At 70.7% G+C, this 23,674-nt stretch carries 21 protein-coding genes and 1 pseudogene; 8 read left to right on the top strand and 14 right to left on the bottom strand.

All coding sequences use genetic code 11. The features are described 5' to 3' along the window. Nucleotides 1–213: pseudogene (locus tag AVL48_RS40750) on the top strand (glycosyltransferase); the annotation flags it as partial. Between the two features lie 795 nt (nucleotides 214–1,008). After that, nucleotides 1,009–1,209: a hypothetical protein gene (locus AVL48_RS40340; protein WP_061980675.1), complete on the top strand. Its 201-nt coding sequence runs from the start codon at nucleotides 1,009–1,011 to the stop codon at nucleotides 1,207–1,209. Between the two features lie 60 nt (nucleotides 1,210–1,269). Here AVL48_RS40340 and whiA read toward each other — a convergent pair whose 3' ends face one another. Genes whiA through uvrC form a run of 4 tightly spaced genes read right to left on the bottom strand, consistent with a single transcriptional unit; the run spans nucleotide 1,270 to nucleotide 6,108 of the window. Next, the gene (gene whiA, locus AVL48_RS31725) at nucleotides 1,270–2,259 is read right to left on the bottom strand and encodes a DNA-binding protein WhiA (RefSeq protein ID WP_061980674.1); all 990 of its coding nucleotides are present in this window, start codon (nucleotides 2,257–2,259) and stop codon (nucleotides 1,270–1,272) included. A gap of 18 nt (nucleotides 2,260–2,277) precedes the next feature. Next, nucleotides 2,278–3,255, bottom strand: a complete 978-nt coding sequence (locus tag AVL48_RS31720) for a gluconeogenesis factor YvcK family protein (protein ID WP_061980673.1) — start codon at nucleotides 3,253–3,255, stop codon at nucleotides 2,278–2,280. Further along, on the bottom strand, nucleotides 3,242–4,099 hold the full coding sequence (gene rapZ, locus AVL48_RS31715) for an RNase adapter RapZ (protein WP_034311885.1): 858 nt from the start codon (nucleotides 4,097–4,099) through the stop codon (nucleotides 3,242–3,244). Before rapZ ends, AVL48_RS31720 begins: the two co-directional genes overlap by 14 nt. Nucleotides 4,100–4,149: 50 nt before the next feature. Then, nucleotides 4,150–6,108, bottom strand: a complete 1,959-nt coding sequence (gene uvrC / locus AVL48_RS31710; RefSeq protein WP_074038189.1) for an excinuclease ABC subunit UvrC — start codon at nucleotides 6,106–6,108, stop codon at nucleotides 4,150–4,152. Nucleotides 6,109–6,346: 238 nt separating this feature from the next. On the opposite strand from uvrC, the gene AVL48_RS31705 reads away from it, so the two are divergent. Then, nucleotides 6,347–7,084, top strand: a complete 738-nt coding sequence (locus tag AVL48_RS31705) for a S1 family peptidase (protein WP_061980671.1) — start codon at nucleotides 6,347–6,349, stop codon at nucleotides 7,082–7,084. Between the two features lie 94 nt (nucleotides 7,085–7,178). Next, complete coding sequence (locus AVL48_RS31700; RefSeq protein ID WP_061980670.1) at nucleotides 7,179–7,958, top strand: exodeoxyribonuclease III; 780 nt, start codon at nucleotides 7,179–7,181, stop codon at nucleotides 7,956–7,958. A gap of 185 nt (nucleotides 7,959–8,143) precedes the next feature. On the opposite strand, the gene AVL48_RS31695 is transcribed toward AVL48_RS31700, so the two are convergent. The 5 genes from AVL48_RS31695 to rpe form a co-directional block, all read right to left on the bottom strand. Beyond that, nucleotides 8,144–8,587, bottom strand: coding sequence for a PH domain-containing protein (locus AVL48_RS31695; protein ID WP_061981103.1), 444 nt, complete (start codon nucleotides 8,585–8,587; stop codon nucleotides 8,144–8,146). Nucleotides 8,588–8,604: 17 nt separating this feature from the next. Then, nucleotides 8,605–9,111, bottom strand: coding sequence for a 6,7-dimethyl-8-ribityllumazine synthase (gene ribH, locus AVL48_RS31690; protein ID WP_037343973.1), 507 nt, complete (start codon nucleotides 9,109–9,111; stop codon nucleotides 8,605–8,607). Then, the gene (locus AVL48_RS31685; protein ID WP_177242276.1) at nucleotides 9,108–10,382 is read right to left on the bottom strand and encodes a bifunctional 3,4-dihydroxy-2-butanone-4-phosphate synthase/GTP cyclohydrolase II; all 1,275 of its coding nucleotides are present in this window, start codon (nucleotides 10,380–10,382) and stop codon (nucleotides 9,108–9,110) included. The genes ribH and AVL48_RS31685 overlap by 4 nt, the downstream gene beginning before the upstream one ends. Nucleotides 10,383–10,435: 53 nt before the next feature. Continuing rightward, nucleotides 10,436–11,059 carry a riboflavin synthase gene (locus tag AVL48_RS31680; protein ID WP_061980668.1) on the bottom strand — a complete coding sequence of 208 codons (624 nt, stop codon included), beginning with the start codon at nucleotides 11,057–11,059 and terminating at the stop codon, nucleotides 10,436–10,438. Between the two features lie 111 nt (nucleotides 11,060–11,170). Further along, entirely contained in the window at nucleotides 11,171–11,839 is a 669-nt protein-coding gene (rpe, locus tag AVL48_RS31675) for a ribulose-phosphate 3-epimerase (protein ID WP_061980667.1), read from the bottom strand. Nucleotides 11,840–11,984: 145 nt separating this feature from the next. On the opposite strand from rpe, the gene AVL48_RS31670 reads away from it, so the two are divergent. The 3 genes from AVL48_RS31670 to AVL48_RS31660 all read left to right on the top strand — a co-directional run bounded on the left by AVL48_RS31670 (nucleotide 11,985) and on the right by AVL48_RS31660 (nucleotide 15,080). After that, nucleotides 11,985–13,220, top strand: coding sequence for a sensor histidine kinase (locus AVL48_RS31670; protein ID WP_061980666.1), 1,236 nt, complete (start codon nucleotides 11,985–11,987; stop codon nucleotides 13,218–13,220). Further along, entirely contained in the window at nucleotides 13,217–13,876 is a 660-nt protein-coding gene (locus AVL48_RS31665; RefSeq protein ID WP_061980665.1) for a response regulator transcription factor, read from the top strand. The genes AVL48_RS31670 and AVL48_RS31665 overlap by 4 nt, the downstream gene beginning before the upstream one ends. A gap of 88 nt (nucleotides 13,877–13,964) precedes the next feature. Further along, the gene (locus tag AVL48_RS31660) at nucleotides 13,965–15,080 is read left to right on the top strand and encodes a serine hydrolase domain-containing protein (protein ID WP_061980664.1); all 1,116 of its coding nucleotides are present in this window, start codon (nucleotides 13,965–13,967) and stop codon (nucleotides 15,078–15,080) included. On the opposite strand, the gene AVL48_RS31655 is transcribed toward AVL48_RS31660, so the two are convergent. The 4 genes from AVL48_RS31655 to ggt all read right to left on the bottom strand — a co-directional run bounded on the left by AVL48_RS31655 (nucleotide 15,077) and on the right by ggt (nucleotide 19,929). Further along, nucleotides 15,077–15,583: a flavoprotein gene (locus tag AVL48_RS31655; protein ID WP_061980663.1), complete on the bottom strand. Its 507-nt coding sequence runs from the start codon at nucleotides 15,581–15,583 to the stop codon at nucleotides 15,077–15,079. The genes AVL48_RS31660 and AVL48_RS31655 overlap by 4 nt on opposite strands. Further along, a complete protein-coding gene (locus tag AVL48_RS31650; protein WP_143104691.1) occupies nucleotides 15,580–17,016 on the bottom strand; it encodes an RsmB/NOP family class I SAM-dependent RNA methyltransferase in 1,437 nt (478 codons plus the stop codon). Before AVL48_RS31650 ends, AVL48_RS31655 begins: the two co-directional genes overlap by 4 nt. Further along, a complete protein-coding gene (gene fmt / locus AVL48_RS31645) occupies nucleotides 17,013–17,939 on the bottom strand; it encodes a methionyl-tRNA formyltransferase (RefSeq protein WP_061980662.1) in 927 nt (308 codons plus the stop codon). Before fmt ends, AVL48_RS31650 begins: the two co-directional genes overlap by 4 nt. A gap of 178 nt (nucleotides 17,940–18,117) precedes the next feature. Next, a complete protein-coding gene (ggt, locus tag AVL48_RS31640; protein WP_061980661.1) occupies nucleotides 18,118–19,929 on the bottom strand; it encodes a gamma-glutamyltransferase in 1,812 nt (603 codons plus the stop codon). Between the two features lie 97 nt (nucleotides 19,930–20,026). Between ggt and AVL48_RS31635 the strand changes: the two genes are divergently transcribed. After that, nucleotides 20,027–21,415, top strand: coding sequence for a pyroglutamyl-peptidase I (locus AVL48_RS31635; RefSeq protein WP_061981101.1), 1,389 nt, complete (start codon nucleotides 20,027–20,029; stop codon nucleotides 21,413–21,415). Nucleotides 21,416–21,498: 83 nt separating this feature from the next. On the opposite strand, the gene AVL48_RS31630 is transcribed toward AVL48_RS31635, so the two are convergent. Beyond that, the gene (locus AVL48_RS31630) at nucleotides 21,499–23,589 is read right to left on the bottom strand and encodes a primosomal protein N' (RefSeq protein ID WP_061980660.1); all 2,091 of its coding nucleotides are present in this window, start codon (nucleotides 23,587–23,589) and stop codon (nucleotides 21,499–21,501) included. Nucleotides 23,590–23,674: the final 85 nt, after the last annotated feature.

The raw sequence follows: 23,674 nt of genomic DNA, 5'->3' as shown, positions 1-23,674 counted from the left end.
GTGAGCGCGTTGCGGATCGCGCTCCTGACCTACCGGGCAAACCCGCGCAGCGGCGGTCAAGGGGTGTACGTCCGGCATTTGAGCCGCGAACTCGCCGCTCTGGGTCATCGGGTCGAGGTGCTGTCCGGGCCGCCTTATCCGGAGGTCGATGACGGCGTGCGGTTGACGAAGCTCCCGGGGCTCGACCTGTTCGCGGAACCGGACCCGTTCCGGACACCGCGACCGCGAGAGCTGCGCGACCTGCCGTCGTGGATCGAGTTCCTCGGCATGCGACGCGGTGGCTTCCCGGAACCGCTGGCGTTCTCCCTGCGTGTCGCCCGTCATCTCGCGACCACCGTCACGGGCCGGGAAGCGACGAGGGTCAAGCGATGGTATGGCTTCGCCGACATGCAGCACCGCGTCGCGCGGCGGCTGCCCACGCTGACCGTGGCGGTCCGGTGGTCACCTCGATCCGTGGAACCATCTCGAAGCCGCCATGGGGCTGGACGTCGCCGGGCTGCACGCCGAGGCCGAAGCCGCCTACGACTGGCTGGCGCGGAACCAGCGTTCCGACGGCTCGTGGGCGGCCGAGTACCGCGGCGGCGGGATCAGTGTGTCCACTATGGACACGAACTTCACCGCCTACGTCGCGGTCGGGGTCCGGCACCACTATCTGCTGCGCGAAGACCACGCGTACCTGGAGCGGATGTGGCCGGTGGTGGACAAGGCCATCGACGCCGTCCTCGCGCGACAGCAGTCGTCGGGCGCCATCGCCTGGCGGGCCGACCCCGGCGTCCGGCTCGTCACCGGGTGCAGCAGCATCCATCACGCGCTGACCCAGGCGATCGCCCTCACGGCTTCGCTGGGTCTGAGCCGTCCACGGTGGCGGAACTCGGCTCGCCGTCTTCGCGAGGCACTGATCGGCGAGCCGGGGTTGTTCGCCGCGAAACCACACGCGATGGACTGGTACTACCCGATCCTGGGCTCGGTGGTGACCGGTTCCGACGCCACCGCGCGGTTGGCCGCGGGATGCGCGCCGCCGAACTCCTCGCGTGCCTTGCCCGGCTACGGCACGAAGACGGTTCGTACTGGACCGGCTATCAGTTCGCGGACGACGAGTTCTGGCCGGACGAGCGCACCACCTGGACCGCGGGCGCCGTCCTGCTGGCCACCGCCGCTCTCGACGGCGACCCGGCCACCTGTGACGTCTTCGGCGAACACCGCGTTTAGTCCTCTGATGGCGATTGACGCAAGCGCGACTGCCGCATTCAGAGGACTAAAGGCGGCGGGTCAGGCCTCGTCCTCTTCCAGCATGTCCGGGGTCACGGCGGATTCGGTGTCCGGGATGCCCTGTTCCTTCGCCTTCTTGTCGGCCATCGCCAGCAGGCGGCGGATCCGGCCGGCGACGGCGTCCTTGGTCATCTGCGGGTCGGACAGCTGGCCCAGTTCTTCGAGCGAGGCCTGCCGGTTCGACAGCCGCAGCTTGCCCGCGGCGAGCAGGTGATCCGGGGCGGACTCACCGAGGATGTCCAGTGCCCGCTCGACCCTGGCCGCCGCCGCGACGGCCGCGCGGGCCGAGCGCCGCAGGTTGGCGTCGTCGAAGTTCGCGAGCCGGTTCGCGGTGGCCCGCACCTCGCGGCGCATCCGCCGCTCTTCCCACGCGAGCACACTCGTGTGCGCGCCGAGCCGGGTCAGCAGGGCGCCGATCGCGTCGCCGTCGCGCACCACGACCCGGTCCGCTCCGCGCACCTCGCGCGACTTGGCCTGGATGCCCATCCGGCGGGCGGCGCCGACGAGCGCCAGCGCGGCCTCCGGGCCCGGGCAGGTGACTTCGAGCGACGACGAACGGCCGGGTTCGGTGAGCGAACCGTGTGCCAGGAACGCGCCGCGCCAGGCGGCTTCGGCGTCGGCGACACCGCCGGACACGACGGCGGCGGGCAGCCCGCGCACCGGACGGCCCCGTTGGTCGATCAAACCGGTCTGCCGGGCGAGGCCCTCACCGTCCTTGACCACCCGGACGACGTACCGCGTGCCCTTGCGCAACCCGCTGGAGGAGATGACGTGGACGTCGGACTGGTGTCCGTACAGTTCGTGGATCTCCTTGCGCAGCCGCCTCGCCACCGAACCGGTGTCCAGTTCGGCTTCCACCACGACGCGACCGGCCACGATGTGCAGCCCGCCCGCGAATCGCAGCATCGACGCGACCTCCGCGCGGCGCGGGCCGATCTTGGTGATCTCCAGCCGGCTCAGCTCGTCCTTCACGGCGGCGGTCATCGCCATCGCTGCCCCTCCATACTTTCAGCTCCTCCCCCGGTGAGACTCCAGAGCGTCTCGCATACAGCCCGCGAGCGCATCAGGATCATGCCGCCCCGTCACGACCGGGTCAGCCACCGCCCCCAGCAACGCCCGTGCGCCCAGTCTCCCGGCCGCCTTCCGTAACCGGGCTGGTGAGGGCACCGAGTCACGGTCCGCGATGACCGCGTCCACCCGCAATTCCGGGGCGTGTTCGAAGAGCACGTCCAGATGCTTCTCCGGAGAGAAGCCCGCTGTCTCCCCCGGTTGGGGGATCAGATTGAGAATGACGACCTTCGTGGCCTTCGTCCGGACCAGGGCGTCGTGCAGGTCCGGGACCAGCAGATGCGGAAGCACGCTGGTGAACCACGACCCCGGGCCGAGGAACACCACGTCCGCGCCGAGCACCGCTTCGATCGCCTCCGCGCAGCCTCGCGGCGGCCTGTCGGCCTGCCCCGTCGGGTGCAGGCTGATCCGGTGCACCTGACCGGGCGTGGTCGCCACCGCCACCTGACCGCGGATCCGCCTGAGCGCCTCGGGATTCTCGGCGTCCAGCCCCGAAACCTCGCCTTGGATTTCCAGCGGTTCGGGTGACATCGGCAGGACCCGGCCGGAGATGCCCATGAGCCTGCTCGCCTCGTCGAGCGCGGCGACCGGATCTCCGAGCACCTCGAACAACCCGGCCAGCAACAGATTTCCGACCGCGTGCCCGGCGAGCGCGCCGTCACCACCGAAGCGGTGCTGGAACACCTCCGCCCACAAGGTCCCGCCGTCTTCGGCGGCGAACGCGGCGAAGGCCTGCCGCAGGTCGCCCGGCGGCAGCAGCCCCAGTTCCCGGCGCAGCCTGCCGGACGAGCCCCCGTCGTCCGCGACGGTGACCACGGCGGTGACCTGCGAGGTCACCCGGCGCAACGCGGTGAGGGTGGCGTGCAGGCCGTGCCCGCCACCCAAGGCGACCGCGCGCGGTGCGCTACTCGCGGCCAAGGTCGCGGTGCACCACCTTCACGGCCATACCGTCCTCATTGGACAGACGCTGGGCGAGTTCCTCGGAAATGGCGACGCTGCGGTGCTTCCCGCCTGTGCAGCCGACGGCCAGCGTCAGGTACCGCTTGCCCTCGCGCTTGTAGCCGGCACCGATCAGGCGCAGCAGCTGGTGGTAGCGGTCGAGGAACTCGTCCGCCCCTTCCTGGCTGAGCACGTAGTTGCGGACCTCGCCCTCGAGACCGGTGTGGTCGCGCAGTTCCGGGATCCAGAACGGGTTCGGCAGGAACCGGACGTCCATCACCAGGTCCGCGTCCATCGGCAGGCCGTACTTGTAGCCGAACGACAGCACGGTGACGCGGGTCTGTGTGCTCGCCTCGGAACCGAAGGCGTCCTCGATCTTCGCGCGCAGGTCGTGCACCGAAAGCGACGACGTGTCGAGCACGAGGTCGGCTTCTTCCCGCAGCGGCTCCAGGAGTGTGCGCTCGGCGGTGATGCCGTCGGCGAGCCTGCCGTCCCCCTGCATCGGATGTCCGCGGCGGACGGCCTCGAAGCGGCGCACCAGCACCGCGTCGGTGGCCTCCAGGAACAGCACGCGCGGCTTGTACCCGCGGGCGTCGAGGTCCTTGATGACCGACGCCAGGTCGTCGGTGAACGCGCGCGACCGCACGTCCATCACGACGGCGACCTTGGTGATCGCGCCCCGCGCCTGCGCGCCGAGTTCGACCATGGTGGCGATCAGCTCGGGCGGCAGGTTGTCCACCACGAACCAGCCCAGGTCCTCCAGGCATTTCGCGGCGGTACTGCGACCCGCCCCGGACAACCCGGAGACGACCGCGACCTCCATCCCGGAACCGCGGCCTTCTTCTTGCGCACTCACGATGGTCCTTTCCCCGATCACGTCGTACCTGACTCCCCCGTCGTCACGGGCTCCCCTGCGAGCGCCGCGACGACCGCTTCCGCGGTGCGCCTGCCGAAACCGGGCACCGCCTCGATCTCCTCGATCCGTGCTTCACGGAGTCTCTTCACCGAGCCGAAATGCTTGATCAGCGCGGTACGGCGAGCCTGCCCCAAGCCCGGCACGCCGTCCAATGCGGACACCTGTAACCGTTTGGACCGCTTCTCGCGGTGGTAGCGGATGGCGAAGCGGTGTGCCTCGTCGCGCAGCCGCTGCAGCAGATACAGCGCGTCGGAGGTGCGCGGCAGGATCACCGGATCGGGATCGCCGGGCAGCCACACCTCTTCCAGCCGCTTCGCCAGGCCGACCACGGCGATGTCGGTGATGCCCAGTTCGGAGAGGACGTCCGCGGCCGCGGTGGCCTGTGGACCCGCGCCGTCGACGACGAGCAGGTTCGGCGCGTAGGCGAACTTGCGCGGTTTACCGGTCTCCGGGTCGATCCCCGGCCGGTCCGGATCGACGGCGGCGCCCTCGGCGTTTTCCTTGAGATAACGGTAAAAACGGCGACGGACGACCTCGGCGATCGACGCGACGTCGCCTTCCTCCGCCGCCTCGCGCAGCGCGAACCGCCGGTACTCGGACTTGCGCGGGATCCCGTCCTCGAACACCACCAGCGACGCGACGACGTCGCTGCCCTGGATGTGGCTGATGTCGACGCATTCGATACGCAGCGGCGCGGTTTCCAGCGCCAGGTAGTCCTGCAGTTCCGCGAGCGCGGCCGAACGCGCGGTGAGGTCGCCCGCGCGGCGCAGTTTGTGCTGGGTGAACGCTTCGCCGGCGTTGCGGGTCACCGTTTCCGCGAGCGCGCGTTTGTCCCCGCGCTGCGGCACCCGCAGGCTCACCCGCGAACCGCGCAGCCCGGAAAGCCATTCGCCGAGCGCTTCGGCGTCGGCGGGCAGCTCGGGGACGAGCACCTCGCGCGGGACCGGCGAGCCGCCGTCGGGATCGTCGGCGCGTTCGGCCTGTTCGCCGTAGAACTGTGTGAGGAAGTGGTCGACGAGGTCCTTGACGTCCATCTCCTCGGCCTTGTCGATCACCCAGCCGCGCTGGCCGCGGACCCGGCCGCCGCGGACGTGGAAGACCTGGACCGCGGCCTCGAGTTCGTCGTGGGCGAAGGCGACGACGTCGGCGTCCGTGCCGTCGCCGAGCACCACCGCCTGCTTCTCCATCGCCCGCCGCAGCGCGCCGAGGTCGTCCCGCAGCCGGGCCGCGCGCTCGAACTCCAGCTCCTCCGACGCGGCCGCCATTTCCTGCTCCAGGCGGCGGATCATCGCGTCGGTGCGACCGGCGAGGAAGTCGCAGAAGTCCTCGACGATGTCGCGATGCTCGTCGGCGGACACCTTGCCGACGCACGGCGCGGAGCATTTGCCGATGTAGCCGAGCAGGCAGGGCCTGCCGATCTGGCCGTGCCGTTTGAAGACCCCGGCCGAGCAGGTGCGCGCCGGGAAGACCCGGAGCAGCAGGTCGAGCGTCTCGCGGATGGCCCAAGCATGCGCGTACGGCCCGAAGTACCGCACGCCCTTCTTACGCGGGCCGCGGTAGACGTGCAGGCGCGGGTACTCCTCGTTCATCGTGACGGCGAGGACCGGGTAGCTCTTGTCGTCGCGGTACCGGACGTTGAACCGCGGGTCGAACTCCTTGATCCAGTTGTACTCGAGCTGGAGCGCTTCGACCTCGGTGGTCACCACGGTCCACTCGACGCTCGCCGCCGTGGTCACCATCTGGCGGGTGCGCGGATGCAGGCCGGTGATGTCGGCGAAGTACGAGTTCAGCCTGCTGCGGAGGCTTTTCGCCTTGCCGACGTAGACGACCCGCTTCGTGGCGTCACGGAATTTGTACACGCCAGGGGCGTCCGGGATGCTCCCCGGCGAGGGACGGTAGGTGGTCGGGTCAGCCACACCGCCAAGCCTATGGGGCCCCACCGACAGTCTTACGAGCCCCCATGGTCTAACCCTCGTACGGGTGGCGATTACCACGATGCGGTCCGTATTTCACTACGTATACCGACCTAAGTCGGGTCTTGTGCCGGATCAGACGTTCGTTGGTTCCTAGCGGGTGAACCGGGTGATTACTTTCCGTCCCAGTTCCACTTCCCTCGGTTCTTCGTCAGATGACGCTCGAAAGGACTCCTGCACCGTGAGCCGTCTTCGCACGCTGGGCGCCGCCACCCTCGCCGCCGCAGCCCTCACCATGACCGCCGGCGCGGTCGCCTCCGCGGGCACCCCGACCGGGGTCCAGCCCAACATCGTGGGCGGCGGCACCGCCCCCACCGTGAGCTGGGGCGCCCAGGTCTACGTCAACACCCCCGGCCGCCAATGGGACGGCTTCAACTGCTCGGGCAGCGTCATCGCCCAGCGCTGGGTCCTGACCGCCAAGCACTGCCTCGACTCCGACGGCAGCGGCATGCGGGTCCGCGTCGGCAGCAACCAGCTCCAGGGCGGCCGCGTGATCGCCGTCGACCGCAAGGTGTCCTCGCCCGCCGGCTCCGACATCTCGCTGCTGCACCTGGCCTCCGACGCCGGTGTCACGCCGATCGCCCTGGCCGGCTCGAACCCCTCGGTCGGCAGCACCAACCAGCTCTACGGCTGGGGCCGGGAGACCCCGACCGGCCCGCCCGCCTCGGCGCTGAAGGTGGCCAACGTCCGCGTCACCGGCAGCTCGACCGACGCCTACGGCGGCCCGGCGATCCAGAGCGTCGGCATCAACGGATCGGCGTGGAAGGGCGACTCGGGCGGCCCCCAGGTCTCCAACGGCGTCCAGGTCGGCGTCGCTTCGACCGTGCAGAACCAGAGCGGCTCGAACATCCGCGGCACCAACAACTACGGCAGCGTCGCTTCGGCACGCTCCTGGATCCGCTCGACCACCGGGGTCTGACCTCCACCCCGGTGAAAGGGCCCTCCGAGACGCGACCCGCCTCGGAGGGCCCTTTCGCGTCCGGGTGTCGGTGGGGTGTGGGACGCTCGCGGGCATGCGGATCGCGACCTGGAACGTGAACTCGATCGGACCCCGGCTGCCGAGGGTCCTCGACTGGCTCGGCTCGGTGCAACCGGATGTGCTGTGCCTGCAGGAACTCAAATCCGGCACCGACGCCTTCCCGGTCGACGCGGTGCGGGAACTGGGCTACGAGACGGCCGCGTACGGCATCGGCCGCTGGAACGGCGTCGCCATCGTGTCGCGCGTGGGGCTGGAGGACGTGACGCGGGGGCTGACCGGCGAGCCCACCTTCGAGGGCAAGACCGACGCGCGGGCCATCGGCGCCACCTGCGGCGGGCTGCGGCTGTGGTCGGTGTACGTGCCGAACGGCCGTGAGCTGGGAAATCCGCACTACGACTACAAACTGGCCTGGCTCTCGGCATTGGAAGCGACCGTGCGCGAAGAGCAGGCGCGCGGGCTGCCGTTCGCGGTGCTCGGCGACTTCAACATCGCGCCGACCGACGCGGACGTGTGGGACATCGCCGTGTTCGCCGAGTCGACGCACGTGACCGAGCCGGAACGGAAGGCGCTCGCGGCGCTGCGGGACCTCGGGCTGTCCGACGTGTTCCCGCGGCCGCTGAAGTACGACCACCCGTTCACCTACTGGGACTACCGGGCCGGGAACTTCCCGAACAACAAGGGAATGCGGATCGACCTCGTGTACGCCGACGCGACGGTGGCGGCCGCGGTGACCGATTCCTATGTGGACCGTGAGGCACGGAAGGGGAAGGGCCCTTCGGACCACGCGCCGATCGTGGTGGATCTCTCGCTCTGAGAAGTTTTGGGGTTCGAGGTCCGTGAAGGCCTCCTTCCCTACTTTGAGGGTAGGGAAGGAGGCCTTCACGGACTTGGTGAGCCGGAGGTCAGCCGGAGCCCTTGCCCCGACCCGCGCGCAATGAAGGGGCCTTTCATCCCAAATTTTGCGATGAAAGGCCCCTTCATTGCGTTAGTCAGGAGGCGTCAGCCGTTCCAGGCCGCCTTGTGCAGCCGCCGCAGCGCCCGCACCGCGGCCACCGCCCGCTCCCGGTCCACCGCCTGCACGGCCATGACCGAGTAGTACTCGTCGTCCGGCAGCTCCAGCCGCGCCCACGAAGCGCCGTCCGGGAAGCTCACCGAAAGCACCTCCGACCACGCGAATCGCTTGGTCATCAGCACGTTCCGGACCTCGATGCCGTCGGCGTCGGCCTTCACGCGCGCCATCGCGAACAGCATCGTGCCCGCCGCGAGCAGGACGCCGATGCCGATCATCGCCACCTGGTCGGACGGCTGGAAGATCACGCCGGTGTCCGAGCCGCGCAGCAGGACCGCGACGACCACGAACGTCGCCAGCAGGATCACCGCCAGCACCGAGCACATCACCAGGGCACGGCGAGGCCGCACCACCACGATCTCGGGCTCTGTCATCACATCCGCCTCGACGCTCACACGAAGCCCCGCTCGGTCCACGGCTGGCGCAGGTTCCGCAGCGCGTGCGCGGCGTCCAGCGCGGCGACGGTCGCTTCGTAACCCTTGTCCTCGACGGAGCCCGGCAGACCGGACCGGTCGAGGGCCTGCTGTTCGGTGTCACAGGTGAGGACGCCATTGCCGACCGGGGTGCTCTCGTCGAGCGCCACCCTGGTCAGGCCCGCGGTGACCGCGTCGCAGACGTACTCGAAGTGCGGTGTCCCGCCCCGGATGACCACGCCCAGCGCGACCACCGCGTCGTGCGTGCGGGCGAGTGCCTGCGCGGCGACGGGCAGTTCGACGGCGCCCGCGACGCGGACCACCGTCGGCTCTTCCTCCAGGTCGGCCGCCTTGGCCGCCTCGAGCGCGCGGTCCAGCAGGGCGCTCGTGATCTTCGTGTGCCAGCGCGTGGCCACGATCCCGAGCCGGATGTTCTTACAGTCGGACAGGTCGAGTTCGACGTCCGGACGGCCCTCGCCGCTCACCGCGTGCCACCTCCGTTGCCCTGGTCGACCTCGGCGCCGACCTGGTCGAAATGCTCCAGCTGGGAAAGGTCGTGTCCCATCCGGTCCCGTTTGGTCTTGAGGTAGCGCAGATTTTCCGGGTTCGGCGAGATCGGCAGCGACACCCGGCCGCTGACCCGCAGGCCGTAACCCTCCAGCCCCACGCGTTTGGCCGGGTTGTTCGTCAGCAGCCGCATCGAGCGGACGCCGAGGTCGCACAGGATCTGCGCGCCGGTGCCGTAGTCCCGCGCGTCGGCGGGGACGCCGAGCTGCAGGTTCGCGTCGACGGTGTCCGCGCCGGCGTCCTGCAGCTGGTAGGCCTGCAGTTTGTGCAGCAGCCCGATCCCCCGGCCCTCGTGGCCGCGGATGTAGAGCACGACACCACGGCCTTCCTTGGCCACCGCTTCCAGTGCCGCCTCCAGCTGCGGGCCGCAGTCGCAGCGCAGCGAGCCGAAGACGTCGCCGGTGAGGCATTCGGAGTGCACGCGCACGAGGATGTCCTCGCCGTCGCCGATCTCGCCGTAGACGAAGGCGATGTGCTCGATGCCGTCGAGCAGGCTGTCGTACCCGACCGCGCGGAACGTGCCGGCCGACAGCGGGATGCGGGCCTCGGCGACCCGCTCGACCTGCTTCTCGGTACGTCGGCGGTAGGCGATCAGATCGGCGATGGTGATCATCTTGAGGTCGTGGTCCGCGGCGAAGACCTCGAGTTCGTCGCGACGGGCCATGTCGCCCTCGTCCTTCTGCGACACGATCTCGCAGAGCACGCCGGACGGGGAAAGTCCGGCGAGGCGGGCCAGGTCCACCGCGGCTTCGGTGTGCCCGGGGCGCCGCAGGACACCGCCCTGCTTGGCACGCAGCGGGACCACGTGGCCGGGGCGCCGGAAGTCCGACGCCTTCGACGCCGGGTCGGCGAGCAGCCGGATGGTGTGCGAACGGTCGGCCGCGGAGATCCCGGTGGTGATGCCCTCGGCGGCGTCGACCGTGACGCTGTACGCGGTGCCGCGCTGGTCCTGGTTCGTGTGGTACATCGGCGGCAGATCGAGCCGGTCGGCCTCGGCCTCGGTCAGCGCCACGCACACGTAACCCGAGGTGTAGCGCACCATGAAGGCCATCAGTTCCGGCGTGGTCTTCTCCGCCGCGAAGATCAGGTCGCCCTCGTTCTCGCGGTCCTCGTCGTCCACCACGACGACCGGACGGCCCGCCTTGATATCGGCGATCGCCGCCTCGATGGCATTGGCGTTCACTGCCACCCCGCCTCCACAGGGGGTCAGATCCGCCGACCCCGGAATCGCACTCGTCTCACTCACGCCCGCTCCTCCGCGCCACCATGGTCCCCCTGCGTGCGCAGGTGCGGCATGGCCAGCTTCTCGACGTACTTGGCGACCACGTCGACCTCGAGGTTCACCAGATCACCCGGCTGATTACGGCCGAGGGTGGTCAGTTCGAGGGTGGTCGGGATCAGGGCGACGGAGAACTCCTCGTCGGTCACCGAAGCGACCGTGAGGGAGACGCCATCGACCGCGATCGACCCCTTCTCGACCACGTAACGTGACAGTTTTCCGGGCAGGGCGAACGTGGTGAGCCCCAGGTCGTCCCGGTTGAGATAGACGCCGGTGCCGTCCACGTGGCCCTGCATGATGTGCCCGCCGAGCCTGCCGCCCGCCGGCGTCGCGCGTTCCAGGTTCACGACGTCGCCGACGTTCACCTTCGCGAGGCTGGAGCGCTGCAGGGTTTCGTGCACGACGTCGACGGTAAACTCACCGCCCGCCACCGCGACCACGGTGAGGCACACGCCACTCACCGCGATGGAGTCGCCGTGGCCGGCGTCGCTGGTCACCAGCGGCCCCCGCACGGTCAGCCGCGCGGCGTTCGGTACCTGCTCGACCGCGGTGACCTCGCCGAGTTCCTCGACAATGCCGGTGAACACTCCTGCTGCCCTCCTCCTGGTCGCACCGTCGCTGAACACGGTGCTCCCTTCATCCAACACCCATCCGGTCCGATTCCCTCCCCTGACCCGACGGCGGATCAAGAGGCGGGATCAGCCGCGGACGCGGGCCGCCTGTTCGCGCAGGGCCGCGACGGCCTTACCAGGGTCTTCGGCGCCGTAGACGGCGGAACCGGCGACGAAGCAGTCCACACCGGCCTCGGCGGCCTGCTCGATGGTGTCGGCGTTGATCCCGCCGTCGATCTCGACGACGAGCTTGAGGTGACCGGTGTCGACCAGGCGCCGCGCGGTGCGCACCTTCTCCAGGACATCGGTGATGAACGACTGGCCGCCGAAGCCGGGCTCTACCGACATCACCAGCAGCGTGTCGTAGTGCTTGAGGGTCTCGAGGTGGTCTTCGAGCGGCGTGTTCGGCTTGATCGACAGACCGGCCTTCGCCCCGGCGGCACGGAGGTTCTTCGCCAGTGCGACCGGGTCGTGCGCCGCCTCGACGTGCACGGTGACGTTGTAGGCGCCCGCCTCGGCGTACCCGATGGCCCACTTGTCGGGGTTCTCGATCATCAGGTGGCAGTCGATCGGCACGTCGGTGGCCTTGAGCAGCGACTTCACCACGGGGAGGCCGAGGGTCAGGTTCGGCACGAAGTGCGCGTCCATGACGTCGACGTGAACCCAGTCCGCGCGGGTTTCCCCCTCACCCGCGACGGCGCGGATCTCGTCGCCGAGCCGGGCGAAGTCCGCGGAGAGGATGCTGGGTGCGATCAAAGGTCGGTGAGCCACGCGCCCGAGTGTAGGAGGGCGCCGCTAACGTCCGCTAACCGGCTGTGACCGGCCACCCGGTCTTGAGGATGACGCGAAATGGCACCGGAGTGGGAGGTGCGCGCACGCGCCGCCGAATAGCGTTCCGGTCATGGTCAACCCCTTCAAACCCGTGGTGCGGATCGGCGGTTACCGCAGCGTGCCGTTCGGCTTCCTCGGTATGGCGATGACGGCGGTGCCGTTCCCGGTCGCGCTCCTCCCCGCCGTCCTCATCCCCGGCGACACGAAAGCGAAGCTGGTCTACGGCGTACTCGCGATGGGCGTGCTGGTCGCGCTCGCCGGGTTGCCGGGGCCGATGCGGCGGGTCGGCATCTGGTTCTCCAACCAGATGCTGGGCACCCGGATCGCGCAGCCCCCGCCGCACACCAAGCTCGCCTGGGCGGAGCGCTGGCGCTCGGCGGGCTGGCTGCTCGTGCACACCGCGCTCGGCTGGGTCCTGTTCGGACTCGGCTCCTTCCTGATGCTCGGCTTCGTGTTCGCCGCGGTGTGGGCGGGAGGCGGCGGTAGCCCGATCGAGGTCTTCGGGGAGCGGGTGACGGTCGAATCCGGCACCGGCGGGCTGTGGACGCTGCCGATCGCGCTGGGCACGCTCGTCCTCATCGCGTATCTCCTGATCGGGTTCACCAGGCTCTTCCAGTACAGCGCGGTCGTGCTGCTGGGTCCGTCGGCCGCCGAACGCGTCGCCGCGGCCGAAGTCCGGGCGAACCACTTCGAGCAGCGCAACCGGCTGGCCCGCGAACTGCACGACTCCATCGGGCACACCCTGACGACGTCGACCATCCAGGCCGCCGCGGCCGCCGAACTGGTCGAGTCGCAACCACAGCTGGCCCGGCAGGCGCTGGGCACCATCGAAGAGTCGTCGAGGATGGCGCTCGAAGACCTCGACCACGTCCTCGGCCTGCTGCGTGAGGATCGGTCGTCCCGTGAGCCCGAGCGACGGCTCATCGAGGTCGCGACGCTGGCCGAGCGGGCACGATCCGGCGGCGCCGTGATCGACTACGAACTGACCGGGCCCGCCGCCGAACTGCCCGCGACCCTTTCCCGCGAGGCGTACCGGATCGTCCAAGAAGGACTGACGAACGCGCTGCGGCACGCCCATCCCGGCCCGGTGACGGTACGGGTCGCGGTGCTCGCCGACGCGCTGCGGATCGAGATCGTGAACCCGCTTCGCGAGGTGACGACCGACTCCGGCCGCGGCGGCAACGGACTGCCCGGGCTCACCGAACGCGTCGAAGCGCTGCGCGGCGAACTCGTCGCGGGGCCCGCCATGGACGGGGAACCGCTGTGGCGGCTGGTGACCACGATCCCGCTACGGTCGCGTTCATGACACTGCGGGTCCTGATCGTCGACGACGAGCCACTGCTGCGCGCCGGGCTGCGGTCGCTGCTGGACAACCAGCCCGACCTGACCGTGGTCGGCGAGGCGGGTGACGGCGGCGAGGTGGTGGACCTGGTCCGCCGCACGCGTCCCGAAGTGGTGCTGATGGATGTCCGCATGCCCGGGGTCGACGGGATCGAGGCGACCCGGCGCGTGCTGGCGGAAGTGCCCGAACCACCGAAGGTCCTCGTGATCACGACGTTCGACAACGACGACTACGTCTACGACGCGCTTCTCGCCGGGGCGAGCGGGTTCCTGCTGAAGCGGGCACGCAAAGAGGAGTTCGCGCACGCGATCCGGACCATCGCCGCCGGGGAAACCCTGCTTTTCCCCGACGCGATCCGGCGGATGGTCGCCGCGCGCCCGGCGGAATCGGGTCTCGCGCCCCGTCCGTCGTCGCTGACGAAACGGGAGACCGAGGTCCTGCGTCTCATCGCGACCGGCATGTCCAATGTGGACATCGCGGCCCAGCTGGTCATCAGTCTCGAAACCGTCAAAACCCATGTGGGCAACATCTTCGGGAAGCTGGGCGCGGCCAACCGCAGCCAGGCGGTGGTGTTCGCCTACGAGACCGGCGTCGTCTCGCCCGGGCACAGCCTGCGCTGAACCGTGTCGCGACGGGTGGGGCAGACCCCCGGCGCGGAGTGGGGACAGCACCATGGCCACCCGATACCGGCGCCCCTAACTTCGGCTCATGCGAAAAACCTTGCCAGGCAGGAAGATCATCGCAATCGGTTCGCTGATCGCGTTGCTGGGCACGGCGACCGCCGCACCGGCGCTCGCCGTCGCCAAGCCGCACGACGAAGTCGACAAGGCACTGAAGACCCTGGTTCAGGACGGGGTTCCCGGCGCGCAGGCGACCGTGACGAGCGCCTCCGGGCGAACGTGGTCAGCACGGGAAGGCGTCGGGAACGTCGAGACCCGGACGCCGTTCCCGCACGGCTCGAAGTTCCGGGCGGCCAGTGTCACCAAGACCTTCGTCGCCGTCGTGGTGCTGCAGCTGGTGGCCGAGGGGAAGGTCGGGCTGGACACGCCGATCGACCGGTACCTGCCCGGTCTCGTGCGCGGGAACGGCAACGACGGCACCGAGATCACCGTCCGGCAGCTGCTCCAGCACACCAGCGGTCTCTACGACTACGTGCGTGACCTCGATATCGACGAGTGGCGGCACCGCGGGGCGGAGCCGGAAGAACTGGTGGCGATCGGCCTCGCGCATCTACCGTTGTTCGCACCGGGCACGAGCTGGTCGTACTCCAACACGAACTACATCATCGCCGGAATGCTCATCGAGAAGCTCACCGGACGCCCGGTCACCGCCGAGATCCGGAACAGGATCACCGCACCGCTCGGTCTGCGCGACACGTACCTGCCGGTGCGCGGTGACGAGCGTCTGCCGTCACCCCACGCCAGGGGCTATGCGCCGGGGCCTGTCGACTTCACCGGATTCGACCCTTCGGCGGCCGGAGCCTCCGGCGGACTGATTTCGACCGGTGAAGACCTGAACCGCTTCTACGGCGCGCTCGTCGACGGCCACCTCCTCCCGCGGGCACAGCAGGCGGAGATGCGGCGGACCGTTCCGGCGCCCGTCGGCCTTCCCGGCGCGGAATACGGGCTCGGCATCGCGTCCGTCCCGCTGTCGTGCGGTGGCAGGTTCTGGGGGCACGGCGGGAACATCGTCGGCTTCGCGAACCTGTCGGGCGCTGTCCCGCACGGCAGGCGGGTGAACGTCGTGGTGAACCAGGATCCGTTGCCGGACAAGGCTTCGGACGACCTCGCGGCCGCCGTCGATATCGGGTTCTGCGCCCGCTAAGGCGCGGGGAGCAAGTCCAGCACGGAGGTCCAGGGCGCTTCGGGCGCCAGCCGGGCGGTGGTGACGCCCGCCGACGCGAGCGTGTCGAGATGCCGTCGCCACGCCGGATGGTGCACTCGCGTGTCCTGGATCTGGTAGCCGACCGCGATCGTGATGCCCGGCGTGCCGAGGACGTCGCCGAGCAGGGTCAGCGCCTGGTTGTCGGCGATGCCCAAGGCCAGTTTCGCCACGGAGTTCGCGGACGCGGGCGCGAACAGGAACACCGTGGGATCCGGATGCGGGCGTGGTTCGCCCGGCAGCCGGGAGGTACTGCGGATCGGCAGCTCGGTGAACTTCTCCAGCTCACCGAGCCCGCCGGTCGTCTCCAGCCAGCGGGCCGCGGTCGGGGTGAGCGTGATCGCGAGCTCCCAGCCGCGGTCCGCCGCCGGTCGCGCGAGCTGTGCGGCGAACCGGACGTCCAGTCCGCCGCACGCGCTCGCGACCAGGCCGAGAACCCTGCTCACCCGGCGGAATCCGGCTTCCGCAGGACGGCGCAGAACATCGCGTCGGTGCCGTGACGGTGCGGCCACAGCTGCACGTACGGCCCGTTGCCGAGCTTCGGGACACCCGGGAAGAACTCCCGCGCGTCCACGACCTCGGCGCCCGCGCGGCGCGCGGTCTCCCCGACGACGCCTTCGGTCTCGGCCAGGTGCGGCGAGCAGACGACGTAGGTGACGATGCCGCCGGGGCGGACCAGGTCCAGCGCCGCGGTGATCAGCTGGCCCTGCAGTTTCGTCAGGTCCGAGATGTCGCCGGGCCGGCGGCGCCAGCGCGCTTCCGGGCGGCGCCGCAGCGAGCCGAGACCACTGCACGGCGCGTCGACCAGGACACGGTCGTAACCCGGTTCGAGGCCGGACTCGCGGCCGTCGGCGACGTGGACCTTCACCGGAAGCCCCTGGACGACGTTCTCGATCAGCTTCGCGCGGTGCGGCGCCTTCTCGACGGCGTCGACGGTGGCGCCGCTGATCGACGCGAGCGCGCCCAGCAGCGCGGCCTTGCCCCCGGGGCCGGCGCACAGGTCCAGCCAGCGTTCGTCGGAGCCGGTGAGCGGTACCTTCGTGACGGCGACCGCACACAGCTGGCTGCCCTCGTCCTGGACCGCGGCCAGCTTTTCCTTGATCGGCTCGACGTCGCCGGGGTCACCGGAGCCCGCGGGCATCCGGACGCCGTACGGCGAATACGGGGCGACGTCGCCGCCGGTGATGGCGGCCAGCTCGTCGGCGCTGATCTCACCGGGACGGGCGACCAGATGCACGTCGGGCCGGTCGTCGTCGGCCTCGAGCGCCGCCTTCAGCTCGGCTCCCTTGTCCCCCAGCGCTTCCGCGAACGACCGGGCGACCCAGCGCGGGTGCGCCGTCCGCAGCGCGTACGCGCCGATGGGGTCGGCGGCCTCGTCCGGGGCCAGCTGTTCGAGCCAGGCCTGTTCGTCCTTTTCGGACACCGAACGGAGCACGGCGTTGACGAAACCCGCGATCCAGGAACCGACTTCGGCGCGGACGAGGTCCACGGTGGCCCCGACGGCGGCGTGCTCGGGGATGCGGGTGCGCAGCAATTGGTACGCGCCGAGCCGCAGCCCGTCCAGCACGATGGCGTCCACTTTGGCCAGTGGCCGGTCGAGACACGCCTCGATGACCGCGTCCAGCATGCCGACCGCGCGGCAGGTGCCGTAGGTCAGTTCGGTGGCCAGCGCCGCGTCACGGCCGGAGATCCGGCGGGTGCGCAACAGTTGCGGCAGCACCAAGTTCGCGTACGCGTCCTCTTCACGGACCGCGCGCAGGACGTCGAAGGCGACCTGACGGGCGGGGTCGATCTGCGGCGGGCGGCTGGGTCCTTCCTTGCGCGGGCCCGGACGGCCTCGCTCCGGCCTCGACGGCCGGCGTTCCCTACGCTCGTTCACTGCAGGCGCTCTCCTTGTTCGATCCTCGTACCGCGCGCCCAGTCGGTGGCCGCCATCCGCTTCTTCCCCTGCGCCTGCACTTCGCCCAGCCGCACCGGCTTCGACGCCGTGCCGACCAGGACCCGCTTGCGCTCCACGACCAGTTCACCCGGCGGGGGGCCCGGTTCGTCGACGACCGTCACCGGCCCGAGCTTCAGCCGCTCGCCGCGGAACTCCGCCCACGCGCCCGGTTCCGGGCTGACCGCGCGGATCTGCCGGTCGACCGCGGTGGCCGGGTCGGCGAACGACACCCGCGCGTCCTCGACGGTCACCTTGGGCGCGTAGCTCACGCCGTCGCCGGTCTGCTCGACCGCGCGCAGCGAACCGTCGGCGATTCCGTCCATCGTGGACACGAGCAGCTTCGCGCCGGACTCCGCGAGCCTGCCGAGCAGTTCACCGGCGGTGTCGGTCTCGCCGATCCGCTCGGTGATCACCCCGTAGACCGGGCCCGCGTCGAGTTCCTTGACGATCCGGAAGGTCGAGGCGCCGGTGATCTCGTCCCCGGCGCGGATCGCGGCCTGTACCGGCGCGGCGCCGCGCCACGCGGGCAGCAGTGAGAAGTGCAGGTTGACCCAGCCGTGCGCCGGGATGTCCAGCGCGGCCTGGGGCAGCAACGCCCCGTACGCGACGACCGGGCACGCGTCGGGGGCGATCTCCGCGAGCCGGGCGAGGAACGCGGGGTCACTCGCCTTCGGCGGGGTCAGCACCTCGATCCCGTGCTCGTCGGCCAGCGCGCCGATCGGGGAGCGGACGACCCGGCGGCCGCGGCCTGCCTGCGCGTCCGGACGGGTCACGACGGCGACGACCTCGTGCTGTTCGGACGCGAGGAGCGCGCGCAGCGACGGGACGGCGGGTTCGGGGGTACCGGCGAAGACGAGGCGCATCAACGCACCTCCGCCGGCGGGACGGGTACCTCTGACTGGGCGAACATCGCCGCTCAGTCTAGAAGGGCCTCGGTCTCGGGGCGCGGTCGCTCTCCCTGTCCCCTCCGTAGAGCGCCATGAAAGGTCCTTTCCTTGCAAATTTTGCAAGGAAAGGACCTTTCATGGCACGCGCGAAGACCTACCGGGGCGGCCAGGGCAGCACGACAGCAGCAGAACCGCCACCCCGCCGCGTGGGCTCGGCGGCGGCGAGCCACCGCCCGTCCCGCAGCCGTTCGACGCCGGTCGCGGCCCCGATCTCCGCGGGCGCCGTCGAGAAGCCCTGCCCCTTGGCCTTCAGCGCCTTGAGCACCTCGGTCTGGTCGAGGAAAGCCTGCTCGACCTGCGCGGCAGCCGAGTTCCGCTGCGAAGCGCGCGGTTCGGCGATCGCGTCGACCAGCTTCAGCCCGCGATCGATGCGGCCGGTGAGGATCTGCAGCACCGTGGTGATGATCGACGCGCCACCGGGCGAACCGACCGCGAGCAGCGGCTTGCCGTGGTCGAGCACGATGGTCGGCGCCATCGACGAACGCGGCCGCTTGGCCGGGCCCGGCAGGTTCGGGTCGGGCACACCCGGCGTCACCGGGGTGAACGAGAAATCGGTCAGCTCGTTGTTGAGCAGGAACCCGCGGCCCGGGACGACGATGCCGCTGCCGCCCTCCTGCTCGATGGTCAGCGTGTAGGCGACGACGTTGCCCCACCGGTCGGCGACGGTCAGGTGCGTGGTGTTCTCGCCCTCGTAGGGCGTCGGCGCGGCGTTCGTCCCCGCGACACACGGAGCCGGCTTGCGCGGGTCGGCGGGCGCCACCGGGCTCGTCCCTGCCTTCGCCGGGTCGATCAGGCACGCGCGGCTGTTCGCGAACTTCTGGCTGATCAGTTCCTTCGCGGGGACGTCCACGAACGCCGGGTCGCCGATCCACCGGTTGCGGTCGGCGAAGGCGAGCCGGGTCGACTCCAGGAAGTAGTGCAGGTAGTCGGCCTTCTCCAGCTTGCGCAGGTTCGTGTTCTCGAGGATGTTCAGCGCTTCGCCGACGGTCAGCCCGCCGGACGACGGCGCGGGCATGCCGTAGACGTCGAGGCCGCGGTACTCGGTCCTGGTCGGCTTGCGCTCCACGACGCGGTACTTGGCGAGGTCGGCCGCGGTCATGTCGCCGGGGCGCACCTTCAGCGTCGAAGCGGGGTCGACCGGCGGCGTCCGCACGGTCTTGACGACGTCCGCGCCGATCGGCCCGTGATAGAGGACGTCGGTGCCCTTCGTGGCGAGTTGCGCGTACGTGCCAGCCAGGTCCGGGTTCTTGAACGTCGATCCGACCGCGGGCGGCGCGCCGCCGGGCAGGTACAGCGACCGGGTCGACGGGAACGCCGAGAAGCGGGCGGCGTTGTTGGCGATCTGGGTGTTGAAGGTCTGGTCGACGGTGAAGCCCTTGCGGGCGAGGTCTTCGGCGGGTTTGACCGCCTTCGCCAGCGACCTGGTCCCCCACTTGCGCAGGGCTTCCTGCCAGGTGGCGGGCGTACCGGGCACGCCGACCCCGAGTCCGCTGGTGACGGCTTCGGCGAACGGGATCGCCTTGCCGTTCTCGACGAAGAGGTTCTCGTTCGCGGTGGACGGCGCGGTCTCGCGGCCGTCGAGGGTGTGCACCTTGCCCGAGCGCGCGTCGTAGTAGACGAAGAAGCCGCCACCGCCGAACCCGGCGGAGAACGGATCGGTGACGCCGAGCGCGGCGGCGGTCGCCACGGCCGCGTCGACGGCGTTGCCGCCCTCACGCAGGATCTTCGTGCCGATCGCGGTCGCGTCCGCGTCGATGCTCGACACGGCACCCAGATAGCCGACGGCGGTCGGGGCTTTGGGTGTCGGTGGTGCCGCCGCCGCGGTGCCCGGCACGGCGGCACCGACCAGAGCGGCGATCGCGGTGACTGCGGTGATGCGTCCCAGAGTGCTTCTGTGCGCGGCCATGGCGCGAGTCTGCCCCGCCTGTCCACCCCGGACAAGTCCTGTCCGCACCGGCGAAGGTCGGTAGTGCGAGGGGATCGCGTTGAGCAGAATGCGGTCCATGAAGACTCCCGGCAGGCGATGGAGCGCGTTCCTCCCGCTGCTCATCGCCCTTCCCGTACTCGCGGTCCCCGGCGTCGCGCAGGCCGAACCCACGCGGGCCTGTTTCGACGACTCGGCGGCCATCACGGTCGAGGAACGGCGCCTCACCGCGACACTGCCGTCCGGTGGTCCCGCCGTCGGCCCGGAACTGGTCCGGCTCGCGGGGTTCGACCGGCTCGTCTCCGACTTCACGACCCGTCTCTGCGCCACGAAAACCGCCGCGCAGGCCGAGAAGCTCGCGGAAACCGCCGGTGACGGGCTCTGGCGGACCGCTGTCGACCGCGCGCAGGGCCGCCGCCCCGACCTCGGCGGTATCGACAAGGCCGACGACCGGCCGCTCTACTGGGCGCGTCTGCTGATGAGCAAGGCGCTGCGCCAGTGGACGCCGCGCTTCCCGCTGTCCGCGCCCGCCCGGGCGAAGCTGCTGAAGACGTTCGACGTCGGAGCCCGGGGCCTCGACGACTCCCGCTTCCCGCTCGGCCCGTCGCTGCGCCGGGTGCTCGTGAGCGGCTTCGATCCGTTCACCCTCAACGGCGCGGGCGTCCGCATCGCGAACCCGTCGGGTGCGGCCGCCCTGCATCTGGACGGCAAGGTGATCCAGACCCCGACCGGCCCCGCGCTGGTGCAGGCGGTGTCGTTCCCGGTGGTGTGGAGCTACTTCGACGCGGGCATCGTGGAGGCGGCCTACGGCAAGGCGTTCAAGGACCGCTTCCGCCGCCCGGAACTGATCATGACGATCAGCCAGGGCCGTCCCGGCCGGTTCGACATCGAGCGCTGGGCCGGTGCGTGGCGCGGCGGTTTCCCGGACAACCTCGACGAGTCCGTCACCGGCCAGGTCCCGCCCGCCGCCGGCTGGCCGCAGCCCGCCGTCCAGTTCATCGAAACCACGCTGCCGTACGAAAAGATGCTCGCGGCGCCCGCCGGGGCGTATCAGGTGCTGTACAACCAGGCGTTCTGTGTGTGGCCGGACAGCACGAAGCCCGGGACGGGGACGGCGGTCTGCCGGACGGACGCGCCGAAGCCCGGCGAGATCGCGGCTTCCGGTGGCGGCGGCAACTACCTGTCCAACGAGTCCATGTACCGCAGCAACCGGCTCCGGACGGGCCTGGGCCTGGACGGTGTCGCGGGCGGGCATCTGCACACGCCCGTGCTCGGCACGCCCACCGATCCCTCGGCGCTGACCGATGCCGATTTCGAGGCGCGGCGGGCGGCGATCTCGGCGCAGATCGTCACGCTGCTCACCGCCGCCCTAGGCGGCCCGGCCACTAAACCCGCTCCGTCTACTACGCCCGCTCCGGGCGCTTCGCCCCGCGCCGACATCCTCGCGATCCCCGGCACAACCCTCTAACCCCATGCATTTCGTCCTCTGAACGCGGTAGTTGCGTGTGCAAGGAACGCGTTTAGAGGACGAAATGCGGGGTTTCCGGGGGACTAGATGAGCTCAAGTGGGTCGAGCTGGATCCGGATGGGCTCGGTGGCCTTGCGCGCGTCCCGCCGGGCGGCGGCCGCGTGGACGGCGGCGGCGAGCTCCTTCCCGTGCGGACGCGCCACCCGGACCAGGGCGCGCTCCCGTTCGGCGTTGCCGTCCTCGTCGACGTCGCCGAGCGGCACCGGGCCCAGGACTTCGCCGGTTTCCGGCAGGGCGAGGTCGTCGAGCAGCCCGGCGACCGCGTCCGGGGTGCCCTCGATACTCGCCATCCGCATCGCGGGCGGGAAGCCCAGTTCGCGCCGTTCGGCCAGTTCCTGGCTCGCGTGCCAGCCCGGATCCCAGCGCACCAGCGCCTGCACGACCGCGAGGCCAGCCTCGGCGCCGACGAACACACGTCCGCCTTCGGTCCCCGGCCGCACCAGTGCCGCGGCGGCCATCCAGCGGCGCAGGGTCTCCTCCCCCGCGCGCAGGTCCTGCCGTCCCAGCAGCGCCCAGCCGTCCAACAGCAATGCCGCGCCGTAGCCGCCTTCCGCGATCGGCTCGGCTCCGGGAGTGCACACCACCAGCGCCGGTTTCCCGGGCACCGAGGCCAAGACCTCCGTCGCGCCCGAGGTCCGCACCGGGAACCCGGAGAAGGCGCGGCCCAATTCCTCCGCGGTCCGCTTGGAGCCGACGACGACCGCCCGCAGGCGGACGGAACCGCAAGCGGCGCAATGGAAGTTCGTCTCGGGGACACCGCACCACCGGCAGGCGGGTGGCCTCGGTGCGCCGTCGATCAGGCCGCCGGGCAAGGAAAGCGGACCCGCGCAGCGACGGCAGTGCGCCGACGTCCGGCAGTTGCCGCAGGCGAGCCCGGGAACGTACCCGCGACGCGGAACTTGCACCAGCACCGGGAATCCGCCTGCCAGCGACTGCCGCGCCGCTTCGAACGCGACCGACGGGAGCCGTGCCGCCTTCGCTGCCTCGTCCCGGGCGACGTCGAAGTCCTCGCCGACCGGCGTGACGCGCGGTGCGGCGGCCCGAAGTTCGGGCCTGGCCGCCACGAGAGGCTGCGCCCACCCCGACTCCACCAGGAACTGTGCCTCGGCGGTCCGTGCGAAACCGGCGACGAGCATCGACCCCTTCGCGGCGTGCGCGCGATCCATCAGCACGTCACGGACGTGGGGGTACGGCGCGTGCTGGTCGAGGTGGACGTCGTCGCCGTCGTCCCACACCACGAAGAGCCCCGGATCGGCGACCGGCGCGAACATCGCCGCGCGCGTGCCCACGACGACGCGGACCGCGCCGCGCAGCACCGCGAGCCAGCGCCGGTAGCGCTCGGCGGGGCCCAGCCCGGCGATCAACGCGACCACCGCGCCCTCACCCAGCAAGGAGACGCAAGCGTCGTGCAACCTCGTGAGGTCACGGTGGTCGGGGACGACCATCACCACGCCGCGGCCGGCCGCGGCCGCCACCGCGGCGGCTTCGGCGAGGCGGCGCGGCCAGTCCTCCCCCGGCAGCGCCTGCCAGACGGCGTTGGCGGGACGCCGTTCCGCGACGGCCTCCAGGAACGCGGGCCCGCTCTGGTACTTCTCCCACGCGGTGGTTTCGGGTGCCTCCGGCGTCGGCGCGGGCTCGGCGGGCGGCTCGCCCTCGACCTTCGCGTGCCGGGACGGGATGGCCAGCCGCAGGACGTCGCTGAGCGTGCCGCCGTACCGGTCCGCGACCGACCGGCAGAGCGTGTGCAACGCCGGGGGCAGCACCGGCTCGCTGGAGGTCACCCTGTCGATGTACGCGAGCTTCCCGGTGAACTCCGTGCTGTCGGCACGTTCGACGAGATACCCGTCGACGAGCTGGCCCGCGAACCGGACGCGCACCCGGCAGCCGGGCACGGCGGCTTCGTGCAGCTTCTCCGGGATCTGATAGTCGAAGGTCCGGTCGAGATGCGTGAGCGGGATGTCCACGACGACGCGGGCGACCGGGTTCTCGGGCGCGGGGTTCTGCGCTCCCCGGCGGCTGGCGGTTTTCGCGCGCGACGGTTTGGCCTTCCGCGCCGGCTCGGCCTTCGGCTCCGGAAGCTCCCACAGCGGGGTCGGTTCGGGACTGCTGCTCACCCGGTGATCTCTACCAGACTCGCTCGCCGGGGCCGGTCACCGCGTGCAATGAAAGGCCCCTTCATTGCAAAATTTGCAATGAAGG

Origin of the sequence: Amycolatopsis regifaucium (assembly GCF_001613935.1) — a bacterium.
GTDB classification, from domain to species: domain Bacteria; phylum Actinomycetota; class Actinomycetes; order Mycobacteriales; family Pseudonocardiaceae; genus Amycolatopsis; species Amycolatopsis regifaucium.
Note: the sequence above shows the minus strand (reverse complement) of the source record. Positions and strands in the feature narration are given on the sequence as shown.